General features: G+C 36.1%; 16 protein-coding genes. 4 read left to right on the forward strand and 12 right to left on the reverse strand.

Annotated features, from left to right (window positions below):
- Positions 1-34: 34 nt before the first annotated feature.
- Entirely contained in the window at positions 35-865 is an 831-nt protein-coding gene (locus tag QDN89_RS01665; protein ID WP_280768344.1) for a divergent polysaccharide deacetylase family protein, read from the forward strand.
- A 92-nt stretch (positions 866-957) separates the two neighbouring features.
- On the opposite strand, the gene QDN89_RS01670 is transcribed toward QDN89_RS01665, so the two are convergent.
- The 4 genes from QDN89_RS01670 to QDN89_RS01685 form a co-directional block, all read right to left on the reverse strand.
- Positions 958-1,683, reverse strand: a complete 726-nt coding sequence (locus QDN89_RS01670) for a hypothetical protein (protein ID WP_280768345.1) — start codon at positions 1,681-1,683, stop codon at positions 958-960.
- 339 nt (positions 1,684-2,022) lie between these two features.
- Positions 2,023-2,454: an OsmC family protein gene (locus tag QDN89_RS01675; RefSeq protein WP_280768346.1), complete on the reverse strand. Its 432-nt coding sequence runs from the start codon at positions 2,452-2,454 to the stop codon at positions 2,023-2,025.
- 77 nt (positions 2,455-2,531) lie between these two features.
- Entirely contained in the window at positions 2,532-3,527 is a 996-nt protein-coding gene (locus tag QDN89_RS01680) for an arsenic resistance protein (protein ID WP_280768347.1), read from the reverse strand.
- A gap of 291 nt (positions 3,528-3,818) precedes the next feature.
- On the reverse strand, positions 3,819-4,061 hold the full coding sequence (locus QDN89_RS01685; RefSeq protein WP_280768348.1) for a hypothetical protein: 243 nt from the start codon (positions 4,059-4,061) through the stop codon (positions 3,819-3,821).
- A gap of 230 nt (positions 4,062-4,291) precedes the next feature.
- On the opposite strand from QDN89_RS01685, the gene cbpB reads away from it, so the two are divergent.
- Positions 4,292-4,747, forward strand: a complete 456-nt coding sequence (gene cbpB / locus QDN89_RS01690) for a cyclic-di-AMP-binding protein CbpB (protein ID WP_280768349.1) — start codon at positions 4,292-4,294, stop codon at positions 4,745-4,747.
- 342 nt (positions 4,748-5,089) lie between these two features.
- Complete coding sequence (namA, locus tag QDN89_RS01695) at positions 5,090-6,106, forward strand: NADPH dehydrogenase NamA (RefSeq protein WP_280768350.1); 1,017 nt, start codon at positions 5,090-5,092, stop codon at positions 6,104-6,106.
- A 74-nt stretch (positions 6,107-6,180) separates the two neighbouring features.
- Here the strand turns inward: namA and QDN89_RS01700 are convergent, their stop codons facing one another.
- Complete coding sequence (locus QDN89_RS01700) at positions 6,181-6,612, reverse strand: SRPBCC family protein (protein WP_280768351.1); 432 nt, start codon at positions 6,610-6,612, stop codon at positions 6,181-6,183.
- A 93-nt stretch (positions 6,613-6,705) separates the two neighbouring features.
- On the opposite strand from QDN89_RS01700, the gene QDN89_RS01705 reads away from it, so the two are divergent.
- Entirely contained in the window at positions 6,706-7,941 is a 1,236-nt protein-coding gene (locus tag QDN89_RS01705) for a DUF4236 domain-containing protein (RefSeq protein ID WP_280768352.1), read from the forward strand.
- Here QDN89_RS01705 and QDN89_RS01710 read toward each other — a convergent pair.
- From QDN89_RS01710 to QDN89_RS01740, 7 genes are all read right to left on the reverse strand, one after another.
- Entirely contained in the window at positions 7,938-8,915 is a 978-nt protein-coding gene (locus tag QDN89_RS01710) for a LacI family DNA-binding transcriptional regulator (RefSeq protein WP_280768802.1), read from the reverse strand. The two genes, QDN89_RS01705 and QDN89_RS01710, sit on opposite strands and share 4 nt — an antisense overlap.
- A 106-nt stretch (positions 8,916-9,021) precedes the next feature.
- The gene (gene gtfA / locus QDN89_RS01715; protein WP_280768353.1) at positions 9,022-10,476 is read right to left on the reverse strand and encodes a sucrose phosphorylase; all 1,455 of its coding nucleotides are present in this window, start codon (positions 10,474-10,476) and stop codon (positions 9,022-9,024) included.
- A gap of 179 nt (positions 10,477-10,655) precedes the next feature.
- The gene (locus tag QDN89_RS01720; protein WP_280768354.1) at positions 10,656-11,093 is read right to left on the reverse strand and encodes a YaaR family protein; all 438 of its coding nucleotides are present in this window, start codon (positions 11,091-11,093) and stop codon (positions 10,656-10,658) included.
- A gap of 276 nt (positions 11,094-11,369) precedes the next feature.
- Complete coding sequence (hag, locus tag QDN89_RS01725) at positions 11,370-12,248, reverse strand: flagellin Hag (RefSeq protein WP_280768355.1); 879 nt, start codon at positions 12,246-12,248, stop codon at positions 11,370-11,372.
- A gap of 17 nt (positions 12,249-12,265) precedes the next feature.
- Positions 12,266-12,679 (reverse strand): flagellar export chaperone FliS, encoded by a 414-nt coding sequence (fliS, locus tag QDN89_RS01730; RefSeq protein WP_280768356.1) that lies wholly within the window; start codon positions 12,677-12,679, stop codon positions 12,266-12,268.
- 84 nt (positions 12,680-12,763) lie between these two features.
- Positions 12,764-13,063, reverse strand: coding sequence for an EscU/YscU/HrcU family type III secretion system export apparatus switch protein (locus QDN89_RS01735; RefSeq protein WP_280768357.1), 300 nt, complete (start codon positions 13,061-13,063; stop codon positions 12,764-12,766).
- Positions 13,060-15,453: a hypothetical protein gene (locus QDN89_RS01740; protein WP_280768358.1), complete on the reverse strand. Its 2,394-nt coding sequence runs from the start codon at positions 15,451-15,453 to the stop codon at positions 13,060-13,062. The genes QDN89_RS01735 and QDN89_RS01740 overlap by 4 nt, the downstream gene beginning before the upstream one ends.
- Positions 15,454-15,493 lie beyond the last annotated feature (40 nt).

Here is a 15,493-nt window from a genome sequence, read left to right on the forward strand (position 1 = left end):
TAATAAATACAACTATTCTTTTAGGAGGCATTTGATGGGAATTTTAGGGTATTTATTAGATAAACGTTTCATCGTTATTTGTGTCATAGTTTTGTTCACCTTCACTTGTATTTACAACCTTTCCGTTCAAGCAGAGAACCTATTAACGGATAGAAAAGCAGCTATTATCATCGATGATTTTGGTGGTGTTGCGAAGGGAACACAGGAATTTTTAGAAAGTGATATTCCTATAACCGTAGCTGTTATGCCTTTTTTAGAACAATCAACGGAAATTGCAGAGCAAGCAAACGAATTAGGTTTTGAAGTAATTATTCACCTTCCGATGGAACCTAAAAAAGGAAAGCGTTCTTGGCTTGGCCCTAATCCTATTACTTCTGACTTAAGTCAAGATGAAGTAAAGCAAAGAGTGGAAGAAGCGATCGAAAATGTCCCCCATGCAAAAGGAATTAACCAACATATGGGCTCTAAAATTGTAGAGGAAAAAGAGACAATCACAACTATTTTAAATGTCATTAAGGACCATGATTTATATATCGTGGATAGTGGAACGAACCCTCATTCATACATTTCAGATATTTCTGAACAGTTAGGGGTTCCTTTTGCAAAAAGAGACCTCTTTCTGGATAACACTCTTTCCTCTGAAGATCACGTCTACGATAAGGCGATCCAACTTGCTGACTTAGCAACGAAAGGTGGAAGTGTAATAGGAATTGGTCATGTTGGTATTCATGGAATAGAGACTTATCAAGCACTGGAGAAAGCCCACTCATATTTTATAGATAACCGAGTAGACATCGTTCCTACTTCTCAATTAATCAAGTCAGATATAGATAAAAATCCTGATAACTTTTGGTCAGAATATTGAACCTTTCCATTCTATTTTTACAACTTATCTTTTACTAAAGGAAAAATTTAATAATTCAAGACTCACCCTTTGTGAAAATTAATTTCTCCTATCTACCATTCCAACAAAAATTTCAATAATAACACTATAATAGAGTAACTAACTGATCCAATAGCAAACGAGGTAAAATGCGTATCTCTCGCTAACGGCACTTCAAATCGCATAACATTTAATATCATAGCTCCAGATATAAACGCGAAAATAACAGACAAAGAAAATGGGGATAATTGTATAAACATTCCGGCAAGCCATCCTGAAATAATTCCTAAAACAAGGAACAACCGGCCGTATCTGTTATAGCGTTTATTATCTTTTAACCACAAATCATGTGCCACTGCTACAAAATGCATACCAATTGCCACAGAATAGAAGGCAGCTTGGACCCCTTCTACTTCAGCGGAAATAACAATATAGGAAACTAACATATTGTATAAACTGAAAAATGATAGCTGGACCCAGAAAAAAATCTTCTCCCCTTTTCCAAATTTATTATGCTGATAGTAACTTGCTGCATTTTGTATAGCGAAAAAGATTAGCATTCCTATAAGTCCAAAAATATAAAGCTCTGATTCCATAGCCAACGTGTCAGAAATCTCTTCAAAACTCGCCTGTTCTTCATGAAGTGCAGGTAAAATATAAATAAAAACATAAGAAGCCGCCACACCTGCAGAAAAAGAGAGCCATTTATTTCTTTTAATTCGTGAACTTGGGAGAATGGTATTTGTTAATAAATGAATTGTTATGAAAAGTAGTCCTGTTATAATTGCACCAACTGTCAATACTAGCCCTCCTTCCCCATAAAAAACTCTTCGTCTTATTCACTCTCGTTCCCTCACTTCAAAGTATTTAATCTATTTGTAATAGCTATTCGTATAGAAACAATAGTGCTGAATTTAGCTTGTTGTAAACCCAGCATGAAAAATAAGAACTTTTAGTTGAGCTTTATAAGAAGTAAATTGGATATCAATTAATATCTGATTAAATATAAAAACCCGAATAAGGAGGCACTTCTTTTAAGTGTCCTTTATTCGGGTTACAGTTCCATTTGCCGGTTCTTTTTTTAGTTAAGGAACAAATGTTAGATGATTCTCAATCACCCTTTTCAATCTTACGTTATTTTAAACTTGCTTCCAACTATCAACCATATTTACATTGGCTGCGGCCATCATCGTATATACGGGACAGCGAGATTCAACTTTTTTCTGAAGTTCTTTTATTCGATCTTCAGATTCATTCGTTTCCACTTCTGCATCCACTTTTACAGTCTGAAAATACGGACGTATATTAGGATCTCCCATGAATCCTTTCGGATCGAATTCTCCAGTAATTTTAAAATCAATGTCTTTCAAATCAAACTTCATCTCTTTTGCGACAATTCTTGCCGTAACATTCTCACAAGATGCCAAAGCAGCTAGTGATGTTTGAAGAGGATTTGGTCCTTGATCTTTACCACCCATTTGACTACCTTCGTCTAATACTAGTTCGTGTTTCCCAGCTTTCGCATGTAATGTTAACCCTTCTGTTTTTGCATCTACTTTAAATTTCATCATGACTATTGATCACCATACCTTTTCATAAATTTATATATTAGACAGGGAAATTGAATGAGCCCCTGTGACTCGCTATGCTAAACGTTTGCCGATACTTTTTTTATTTTTGTATCCGCTTTTTCTTTGAACCAGCGCTTTCCAGCTATTTTAGCGTAATAAGTGATGCTCTGATATTGCAACATAAAAGCAATCGTCACAAGTAATGCCGCTTCTCCTCCAAACGACGTTGCCGCAATACCAACCGCTATCGATAAATTTCTAAGAACTGTTCCATTTACTAGAGCAATTCCATCATTACGATTAAACCATTTCAAAGAAATCATCGTAACGAGTGTATAATTAATAACATAAAAAAGGATAAGAGCTATTAGCGCTAAGAGAATAAGTTGTAAATTTGAGACAATCATTTCCGCTCGAGTACTAGTACTGACAAATACAACATATAATAATCCCCAAATACTTAATGGAGTCATGTTAGGTTTAATTTTTTTCTGAAAATACTCTTTAGAATATTTTTTCAATAAAATCTTTGTTGTTATCTGCCCTAAAATCAGTGGTATGAATACGACCATCATGATCGTATGTATTGTTCTCATGATCTCAATATTGACATACTGACCAACCATTCCTAATAAATACCACGGTGTTAATAAAGAACCAATGATTAATCCAAATACAGTTAACTTAACTGCTGCAGGAACATTTCCTTTTTGAATTCCCGTCCATGAAATGGTCATGCCACTTGTAGGTAATAATGCAACCAACGCTAAACCTGCAAACATTAGTGGTTGATCCCTAAAGAAAATCAATCCTATACCAAACGCAGTAAGTGGTATCATAGCAAAATTGATTAAGATGGATATTCCAATCAGCTTCGAGTCACTTTTTAACTTCGTTAACTCTTCTAACCTTAAACCTACCATCGTCGCAAAAATCATTACGATTGTAGCTATCATTATCGTAGGTCTCAATGATGAAGTATCAACATATAATCCGACGACAAAACTGATAACTAATATAAGCGGAATAACAAATAACATATTCTTTTGTGGATAATGGTAAAATTTCATCATTACTTGCACACCCTTTTCATTATTCTTATACCCTACTAGGTATATAAATACTATAAGGGGTATACAAAAAAGAATCAACAATTTTTATATTTCATCACAAAATGGTCACAATTAACATTGTGACCATTCTAAAATAAGTTATTGATAGGTAATCCCTCAGTCATATTTAGGATACTGTAACGAGAATTGTTTATAAAACTCATAGTTTAATCATTATCTTAAGACTGCCAGTTGTCACCACTTCTTTTTATTACTATGTAATGGTCAATTAGATCAAAAACCTTCTTTAACCTAGGTTTTTGATCTAAAGGGAATGACTTTTGCTGGTGGCTGTTTTATATATTCCACATAATATTGATACCCTGCTTTTTTTCTTTTTTCAAATGTACTCTTCGTTATTGGTCTTTTCCGACCCCATTGAAGAGAAGTTGGATCATCCCATGACGACGACGTTATCATTTCCTGCTTATAAAAATAACAGTTTCCTGATAAATATGTTTCGCAAAAATACCGAACGGTAAGTTTCGTATGCATTGTAACACCTCCATTTTTCAGTATGGCAATTCTTTCGTAAAATTAAACGATAAACATACACATATCAGCAGAAAAAAACATAGATAAACAATGTAAGCGTTTGCAATAAATTTGACATTTTCAAAAACTATCGCTAACATTATAGGAGGGAATATTAAATGGTTTGAAAGGTCATCGCTGTGGAATATAAAGGTGAGAGCTCAAATCTTAAAAAGAAAGTGTGCATGATTATGCCTAATTTACAAGATAACGATGTTTTAAATCGCTCTACAACGTCATTTTTAATCCCTGCCGAGCAAGTTGCTCATGTTCAACCAGATAATAATCTTGAACACGCATTACTCGTTTTAGTCAAGTCAGGTTATACCGCTATTCCCGTACTTGATACGGCATACAAACTACAAGGATTAATTAGCAAAGCTCAAATCCTTGATTCTATTCTTGGTATTGAACGAATTGAGCCAGAAAAGCTTGGTCAATGGACTGTACAAGAAGTCATGACGTCAGATATTGCTGGTGTTTATGATGAAACACCGTTTGAAAAAGTACTATCTTTATCTATCAACCATCCCTTTATTTGTGTTCAGAATAAACAAGGAGCATTCATGGGTATTATTCCTCGAAGTAAAATATTAGCTTACCTTAATGGGTATTTTCACGAACAGCGAAAACATATGCGTTCTTAAGGATGCAACACGTAACTGAGTGTTTTTATAGCACTCAGTTTTTAAATTGAATTAGCAGTTTAATCAATAGTCAACGATAATTTTCACCATAGTCTGCCTTGTTATTTCTTCGAAGAGAGTAATTCATGTAACGATGCATAAACCACTCCCCTGCAATGATTAATCCCTAATAAAATAGAAGATTTGCAAAAATATCAGACAATATATTCATTGTATCCTCATCCTTCTTATTACTACCTTGCTACAAAATGAAAGTTCTATGCCCTCCTTCTGACATTTATTGCGCTTTATGATACAGTTAAATCGTATCATGTAAAATGATAGAATAAGGAGTCGGTAACAATGAAGTCAAAACTATTTACCCCATACACCGTGAAAAATGTAACAATAAAAAACCGAATTACAATGTCACCTATGTGCATGTATTCTTCTGAAAATGAAGATGGAAAAGTCACAGATTGGCATCTCACCCATTATATAAGTCGAGCAGTAGGACAAGTCGGTTTAATCATGCTTGAAGCAACTACTGTAACAAGACAAGGGCAAATTTCTCCTCACGACCTAGGAATTTGGAGTGATGAGCACGTATCAGGATTATCGAAATTAGTTGCTGGTATAAAGGCTCATGGTTCAACAGCAGCTATTCAGCTTGGCCACGCAGGACGAAAAGCTATATTCGATGGTGATATCATTGCTCCTTCATCCATCCCGTTTGATGAGTCTACAAAAAAACCAATAGAAATGTCCAAATCTGATATCAAAGAAACGATCGATGCGTTTAAACAAGGAGCACGGAGAGCAAAAGAAGCAGGGTTCGATATTATCGAAATCCATGGAGCGCATGGCTATTTGATCAGTCAATTTTTATCTCCACTTTCAAACAAACGGACAGATACATATGGAGGTTCAAAAGAGAACCGATTAACTTTTTTAATAGAAGTATTGGAATGCGTTAAGGAAGAGTGGAGTGGTCCTATTTTTGTTCGTATTTCTGCAAATGAATACCATGAGCAAGGCAACCAATTAACTGATTTCATTTACTATTCAAAGGAGATGAAAAAGCGTGGCGTTGACCTCATTGATTGCAGTTCAGGTGGTGTTGTTCGAACAGCTATAAATGTTTTTCCTGGATACCAACTCAAGTATGCGGAGGCGATTAAAAAGGAAGCGGACGTTGCCACAGGGGCTGTGGGGATGATCACTTCAGGATTGCAGGCAGAGGAGATTTTGCAAAACAACCGAGCGGACTTAATTTTTGTAGCCAGAGAATTGCTTCGCGATCCTTATTGGCCGAGAACCGCTGCCAAAGAGTTAGGGGAGGAAATTGAGCCCCCTAAACAGTATGGTCGCTCCTGGTAAAAGGTGACCCTTTACATTTCGGATAACATGATGAACCCGGCATCCAAGCAACTGCTTATTATCCGGGTTCTTTTTCATTTAAATTTCTTTTTCAGCTGTTTTTTACGATCATTAAACATTCCCTTTAAAACAAAATTTGCGAGGAGCGGAGGAACATATGCTTCATATTCCACACGGTCAATCATTTTCGTCTTTTCCTCATTTACCTTTTTAAATGCATGTACATGTTTCCAAGACTTAAAAGGAAATGGAAGACTCTCCCCTTCGTCTATAAAATAAGCTTGTTCAACAACTTCAGTAATCTTGCCTTTCCATTGCAATTTAACAACAAAAAAATTTAACTGCAAGTGAACAGACGCACCTTCAAAAACATCCACATCTCCTAAAATATCAATTTTTGGGAATGCCGTGATCGCTGCTAAATTTTCGTTCGTTTGAAAAAAAGACCAAACCTCTGAAATAGGTTTAGGTATTTCTGTTTTATAGTAAAATGTATCGTGGAACATACGGATCACCCTTTCCTTCTTTATCCTTCTATCTTAAAATGAAGAGGGCAGATAAACAACAAATTAAGCTTGACCATGTGAGGAGGACGTATTATGAGTTTTCGTTTTCAAAAAAGAGTTCGAGTAGCACCTGGGGTTCGACTAAACTTTAGTAAACGAGGAATAAGTACATCCGTTGGTCGCCGCGGTGCTTCTGTTACAGCAGGAAGAAGAGGTTTATACGGAAATACAGGAATTCCAGGTACAGGGTTATCTTACAGATCTAAGATTAACAAAAAAAGCCACTCTTCATCAAAAAAACGCCATTCTACTAAATCATCGAAAACCAATGAACAACATCAACCTATTGAAGTATTATGGGATGATTCTCTTCAAGATGTTCGGTTTGAAAAGAGCAATGGCCAAGCGTTAACAGACCAAGAAGAAAAACAAGTACGTAGACAATATAAAAAACAGCTCATTAAAATTTATGAAGATAAAGCAGCTGAAATTAACGAAAAGACAAATCGTTTGTTAGACCTTCATCATCATCTATTTCCACCAATTGATTCTTTGTCTACGAATGCTATTGATTCTATAGAAATGTCGTTAAGAGAGCCCAATAAATCTACGATTTTCCAGAACATCTATGAAGAAAAGAAAAAATCCCTATCTATTTTTGAAAAACTAAAATTATTATTTCCAGGCCCACGAAACAAATTTAGCTCCTCTATCGATAACGAAGCTTTGGCAATATACAATGAACAATTACATGAATACACAGAGGAAAAGAATGCAGTGGAAGAAGAGAAGGAGAACCGTTTGACGATGGCAAATAACGTCGCAGAAGGTCAAGTAGAAGCGATGGAAGAATGGGTAGGTCTATTCCTCGATGAATTAGACTTTCCACTGGAAACGGACGTTGACTTTCAAGTACGTTCATCAGATGTTGCTTATGTTGACATTGATCTACCTAAATTAGAAGAAGTCCCAATAAAAAAAGCCGAGATTTTAAAGTCTGGCAAATTAAAAATACAAGACAAGACTCAACGAGATCACCGGGAGCACTATGCTTTAATGGTTGGCGGAAGTGCCTTGTATTTAGCGAGCTTTTTCTTTCGATTTTTACCTACTCTTCAAACGATTACTTTATCAGGCTACAATCAAATCGTCGATCCTTCCACTGGCCATGATGAAGATCAATATATTTATAGTTTGATCATTGATAAGAAAACACTTTATTCCCTCCATACAGAACGAGTGCATCCAATTGCAGCTTTTGATCAATTTAAACCAAAGATCAACGCTACTAAAACATATATGTTTAAAGAAATTGTCCCTTACGATTAAGTCGTTTTTCTTTTCACTAACTCAACGGGGAAAATTGTCGCTTTTGGCACTTTCTCCCCACCTATTTGCTGAATTAGGAGATCCACTGTTTTTTCGGCCATCTTTTGAATAGGCTGATGGATTGTTGTCAACTCAGGAGTGAAAACAGCACCAATCTTCACATCATCGTAACCAATAATTTTCACTTGTTGAGGTACTTGTATATTTAGACGTTGGCATACTTTCAAAACATAAGACGCAATAATATCACTCGTTGCAAAAACTCCATCAATATTTTCATGTAAGTTAAAGAGGTTTTCAGCTATTTGTTCATACTCCTCAAAATCAAATCCGTTTAAATTTGTTTGAAGAGACGTATGCCATACTTTGTTTTTTGACAGTGTTTCAGCAAACCCATCATACCTTTTTTTCGCCAATAGATCTAAATCAACATTCCCTCCAATATATGCGATTTTTTGACAACCTTTTTTTAAAAGTTCTTCCGCTGCTAACACACCTCCATTGAAATTATCCGAACATATATAAGGAATATTCTCTGATATTTTTCGATCGATCGTAACAAGAGGCTGATGAACATTTACATATTCAAGAACATCCATCGTATGACTCCCCATAATAATTCCATCAACTTGACTAGCTCTTAGCATATTTAAATACTCTTCTTCTTTCTTTGGATCGAGCTGTGAATTACATACAAGTAGTTTAAATCCTAGACTAAACGCATACGTTTCAATAGCACTCGTCAACTCTCCAAAAAATGGATGAGCTACATTAGGAATAATAAGACCAATGATATTTGATTGTTTTTTTTGAAGAGACCTTGCTAATTCATTAGGCTGATAGTTTAATTCCTCTATAGCCGATTGTACTTTCTTTTTCAAATCGTTGCTTAAGTATCCTCTATTATTTAGAACTCTAGACACACTCGTTACAGAAATACCTGCTATTTTTGCTATGTCTTTTATGGTTGCCATCATCAATCGTCCTCCGAGTTTAAATAAATACACTTTACAATAACACAAACAGCCTTTTGATGGTGAAAACGAACCTCCATTTATAGAAGGTTCGTTAAAATTAAAGTTAAATCCCAGCTAATACTTTCTTTGCCCCTGTTTCAGGTTCAATATATGTTACCTCATACTCATGCGTTTTTAGATTTGCTTTTAATGTCGCTTGGTGCTTGCCGTTCGTTCGAATAATTTCCATGATAGGTGAGTCTGGTTGTTCAATTACTTCAATTTCCCCATCAAATGCAGGAAAATCATTACGAAACTTCATTAAATTTGTCAATCGGTCCATCACAGGACGTTTCATATTCTCATCTATTTCTTCTTTTGTATAGTAGTGCCGATTAATGTTCCGTCCTTCTTTCGTTTCTTCCAGAAGCTCAATGTCATTTTCTCCAGCCAATAGTCCTACATAATAAACTTGCGGGATCCCAGGTGTAAAAAATTGAATAGCTCGAGCAAGCACGTAAGCATCATCTTTGTTTCCTAATGCAGAGTAATACGTACAGTTCAACTGATAAATATCTAAATTATTGTATTCCATCGTGTTGTAAACTCTTTTTACATTTGCACCTTTCGTGAACAAATTATCTCTTGTCTCTTCCATTTCTTCATTTGATAGAAGATCAGCGACATCAACGACACCGATGCCATCATGTGTATCAAGAGTCGTAAACTGTTTCTTTGGGCATATTCTTAGCCAATTTGTTAAACGATCAGAACGACCGCTGTAAAGCGCATGAAGGACGAGCATCGGTAAAGCAAAATCATATACCCAATAACCACGTTCTGCTATTTTTAGTTGGATAGAATAGTGTTCATGTATTTCTGGTAGAATTTCCACTCCGTAAGGATCTAAAATAGCTTTGATTTCATCAAGCATCTCCCACGTATCAGGTTCAATGAAAAAGCAGTTTGTCCCTGGCTGCTTTGTGGCATAAGCAAATGCATCCAACCGCATGATAGACGCACCTTTTTTTGATAAATATTCAAGATTTTCTTGAATGAACTTCTTTGTTCGCTCATGATATACGTTTAAATCTATCTGTTCTTCATTAAACGTACACCAAATCTTTTCAGTTGATCCATCACCGAACGTGACATCAATATAAGGTGCTCTTGGCTTCCTTTTGTAGATTTTATCTACGTCTTCTTGCGTTGGTTCTCCGTTTGGCCAAAAATTCTTATACTGAATAAAAAGATCCGCGTAATCTGACCCCTCTTTTTTTTGTTTGAAATCCTGAAAATATTCCGAGCTCTGGGAAATGTGATTAACCATAAAATCAAACATAAGATAAAAGTTATTGGATAAATCTTGGACGTCTCGCCAAGTACCCAAAGGTTTGTCTACTTCTTTGTATGTTTTAGGGGCAAACCCTCGATCTGCCGATGATGGATAAAATGGTAGTAAGTGAACTCCTCCGATTGTTCCTTTAAAATGTTTCGTAAGAACTTCATTTAACTCTTTTAAATTTTTCCCCATACTATCTGCATAAGTAATAAGCATGACTTCATTTTTAATGGACATGTGACGCTCTCCCCTCGAGTTTTAAGATTATTAATCATTTATGATATCGTTTTCATACTAATAATTAAATTATAAATCGCTTCTATTAATATGTCAAACGTTTAACATATAATTATTACTTAACGTTTATCTTAAATTTATGCAAAAAACGTTACAAGACATAAGTCTCATAACGTTTATTATGCATAAATATTAACTAGTAATCCGCGTATTTCTCCAACCATGTTAAGAATGTCGAGTCCTTTTTTTTGTTCTTTAATAACAGCATCTGTTAAATCAAGAAGTTTTCGATCGACCTCACGAACGATCTTATAAACTTTTGTTCTTCCTCGTCGATTAAACCCTTTTCGTTCTTCTAAGCTCAAGCCTAATTTTACTGCATCATCCATAAACTCTTTGACTAGTTGTTTATATTTCTTTAGTTCATCAACTGTCCTAGACTCAGATAACGTTTTTCCTTGGTCATCTATCTTTTGCATCAGCTGACCTAGACGTTCATATTGTGAATTATCTCGACCCCGCTGCATGATCTCTTGAAAGGATACTTTCGCTTCTGTCCCTGTATTTTTTTGGGTTGTTTTATTTATGCTCGCTCGACCTACTCTTTGAACATCCACCTTATTCCCCCCATTCCGTACAATATCTCTTACCATTATAAAGATATCCCTAGAATATTCATAGAGACGATTGCTTTTTATTTAGTACCTATTTTTACAAGATGATATTGAAAATACCTCTCACGTCCTTTTTGACGAGGCGTGAACCCTATGCAAACTCGTTTCCCCCAAGATTGCGCAAGAATCAAAATCAACACTAGTATTAAGAAAATTATTATAAAATCCACGTATAAAGAATATGAAAGGCAACCATAGGTGCCTTTCATCTCGTAATAACTATTGGAGGAGCTGAAGAACTCCTTGAGGTAACTGGTTCGCTTGCGCTAGCATAGCAGTAGCAGACTGATTTAAAATATTATTTCTCGTAAACTCCGTCATTTCCAACGCCATATCCGCATCACGAATACGAGACTCCGCACTCGTTAAATTCTCATGCGTCACTTGAAGGTTGTTTATCGTATGTTCCATACGATTTTGCAGAGCACCTAGTTGAGAACGTGCGTTAGAGACAGTTTCTATAGCACTATCAAAAGATTCTATAGCACTTTCTGCTCCTACTTGATTTGTTACATTTATTACATTTTCACCATCGTTTTCTCCTTCAAAATTATACCCTTCAATTCCTAACTCTTCTGAACTCATTTTAGGAATTTCAATATTTACTGATTGATTAGCATTCGCACCTATTTGAAAGATTAAATTTAACGGATTGCTTTCTGCATCTTCATCTTCATTTTCTGCACCAGCTAACAGACTTCTAGTATTAAATTCAGTCTTATCAGCAATACTATCTACTTCTTCAATCAGTTCATTAATTTCTTTTTGTATTTGCTCGCGATCTTCTTGTGTATTCGTGTCATTTGCTGCTTGAACAGACAGTTCACGCATTCGCTGTAACATGGAATGAACTTCTGTAAGTGCACCTTCTGCCGTTTGAATTAATGAAATTCCATCCATTGCATTACGTTCAGCTTGTTTTAATCCACGAATTTGTGAACGCATTTTTTCCGAAATAGCTAGTCCTGCGGCGTCATCTGCAGCACGATTAATCCTAAGGCCAGATGATAACTTCTCCAAGTTTTTCGACGTTGCATTTTGATTTTGATTTAAATTACGATAAGCATTTAATGCTTGAATATTATTGTTAATTTTCATTTTTTACCACTCCTTTTTTATTCGAAGATCGCATTTTTTTCGTAAGCATTTTTTTTCAATTTCACTGTTTTATTTTCGTGATCTACATTTTTTTTCATTGCTTTAGACCAAGCTGTATATAATGTCTCTATATTCTTTACAACTTCATTAATTATTTCTGGATCTTTATGATAATTTGCCTGTACAACTCGATCCGCCAAGTAGTTGTAAAGTGCATCTAGCTGGTCTGCGACAATTCCTGCCTCATAGTTGATTCCCGCACCTAATCGATAAAGAATATCATTCGCTTTTTGTAATTTTTCATTAGCCACCATCAGGTCATTTATTTCAATTGCTCGTTTTGCTTCTTCCAAATTATCTAAACAAGCTTCATATAATAGGGAAGTGATTTCTTGCGGTGTTTTTTTATGTAAAGCTTCATTTGAAATCAATTTTGTCCCCTCCACTAAATCCATGATGATCCAATTTCATTCACGTTCTTTCTAATCGTATTATCGGCTTAAATATTGAAATAGTTAATAATTTCTTTCGATTTCTTCGATTAATAATAAAATTTCTGCAATAACTGCATATAATTGGGGCGGAATGTTCTCCCCTAAGTCCATATCAATTAAATTCTCTAATAACATTTGATCTTCTTCCATATGAATATGATTTTCCTTCGCTAACTCCATGATCCTTTCTGCAATATAACCTTTTCCAGACGCAATAACTTTAGGATCTTCTCCTTCTTCATCATTGTAGCGAATGACTGCAGCAGAAGGACCATTTATTTTTCGCCGATTAACGTGGTTGAAGTGTTTAGATATCATCATATTTTATAATCAAACCCTTCCTCTGTCATAATCGGTAAAACTGCTAGTTTTTCATCTTCTCGTTTTGTATTCATGTCAGGAGTAGGATTATTCTCTTCCACAGTCATAGGAGAAATCTTTAGCTTATTTACCTGATATCCCACTTCTTTTAATTGATCAATATATTTTTGACCTAAAGGCTCAACACTTTCTGCAAATCCTTCTGTATCATTTTTTAAGGTAACATTCAGTGAGCGTTCTGTTACGTTCAATGAAATTCCAAGTGGTCCGAGACTTTTCGTGTCGATATGAAAATAGAGATTACAATTTTCCCAATCTAAGGACTCTTGTTCGTTTCTAGAATTAATATATACTTGAAGGTTTTCCGACTCTCCTTTGATCATTAACGGAAGTTGAAACAAGTGCATTTGATTTTGTTGCGTATCGTTTCGATTTAGAAGCTGGCTTCCCGATAAACTTTGCAACGTCTGTTGCGCTTGCTGTTGTTGTCCTCTTGCACTTTCCTCTTCTCCCCGAGCTATATTCATTAAAATGGTTTTTAAGTTCCTTTGCTGAGCTTCTGTAGGGATTCCCTTTCCTGCTGCAAAAATTTGGGCAAGTTCCGCTTCACGATTCAATCCCATCCCTCTAATTCCTTCAAATATTTGCCGAGATGACCCATCATGATTTAGAAATGTACGTGTCGTTTGCTCCATTTGCTGAGATAAACGATGTACTTGTGCTTTCGGTTCGTTCCATTGTTTCTCTTCAGATATCATATGCTGGACTCTCTGATTAGAAGGTTGAAACTTTATTTGATCCATTGTTTGTTGGACTTGACGAACAATTTGTCTTGCATCTGAGTGTTTCCCTTGAACTAGTAGTCTTTTTGCATCAGCAAGTTTACTACTTGCACCAAGCAATGTTCTTTCTGTTTTCATGTCGGCAAACAACATAAAATCACTCTTCATAATCGCTCGATCCATCTGTTTTATGACATTTTCAAGCATCGGTTTTGTTTGCTGAACGGCATTTTGTCTAAATTGCTGGATCATCGTTTCTATTCGATGGAGCTGTTTAGCTGTATCTCTCTGGAATACTTTAAACTCATCCGTTGCCTGCGCTAAACGTTCTGTTACTTCTGTAATTAAAATGCTTTTTGAAGATAAGCCTGATGCTTGAATGATTTCATTTCTAACGTATTCTTGCATTTCTATTCTTGACTGTGAAATATCCTGAGAAGTCGAATTTGGCATCATTTGTTGAACTTGATTCAACGCATCTTGCACAGTTTGACGAGCTTTTAGCTCTCTGCCTGAGTCTAGTTCGGTTAAAGCTTTCGTCAAAGAGCGTTCCAATGATTCTGCTATAGGTCGAGAAAGCTGCTGATCCATTTCATTTCGAACTGTTTCTATTGCCGCAGTAAGATTCGGTTGATTTTGAATCATCGTTGACCAATTTTGAACGCTGGAACTGCTGCTAGATGAAACGGTAGGTTGAGATGTTGCTAATAAATTTCCCGTCTGCGTGATGCTTTGACTAAGTTGTTGCGCCAGTTGTTCCATTCTTCCAGCAGCTGTTTCTCGACCCGACTGGGCTTGTAATTGAATCATTTCTCTTAAAGCTTGATTCACAGTTTGTCTCATCGCACTATCACCATTTCGTTGAACAACTTGTTGTAATTGCTCAATCGACTGTCTCACATTATTTCCTGTTTGAAGTGCTGTTCTCACTTGGTCTACTGCGCGAAGGATTGCTTCTCGAGAATTTGAACTAGCAGCATGCTGAGAAGATGACACGATATGTGAACGATCTGACCTTGAGCTGCCGGTAATTCTTCTAACTTGATCGGATACTTTATTACCATGCAACGCCTCATGAACGGCTCGAATTTGATTACCACTAGGCTCTAGCCGTTTTTGTGCCATCACATCAATCGTTTGCATCCTTTGTCTTTCTGTCCCTCGATCAGATTGTAAATATCGATTCAAATCATTAACCGTTTCTCTAGTTAAAGGAACTCCACGGTCCATCATTCTCTGTGTTGCTTGACGTAACTCACCGCTCGGCTGACGTATCCCCATGTCCCTTAGTACACGATCCGCTGACTGAGTTTCTCTCCCTGCAGAACTTCCACTCTCTCTTTGTTGTCCTTGCTGAGACTCTCCCCTTATTTCGCGTACACGCACTCCATCACTTGACCTTTCTTGCACTTGTATATTTACTCGGTCTCGCTCTGGAACTTTCCCTTCAAATTTAGCTTTTACTTCTTGTCCACGAATCGAAATAATTGCTTCTCTATCTGAGACACGCGATTCGATTCGCGCTCTATATACTTCGCCCTCTCTCATTTGGATGGGGCGTTCATTCGTTTTTGATTGAACATTTACTTGTTGTCCTTGAATTTCCATGGGTAATATCTCCTCCCATATTATTGCTCTCACCTACTGT

Source organism: Salipaludibacillus daqingensis (genome assembly GCF_029891575.1).
GTDB classification, from domain to species: domain Bacteria; phylum Bacillota; class Bacilli; order Bacillales; family Salisediminibacteriaceae; genus Salipaludibacillus; species Salipaludibacillus daqingensis.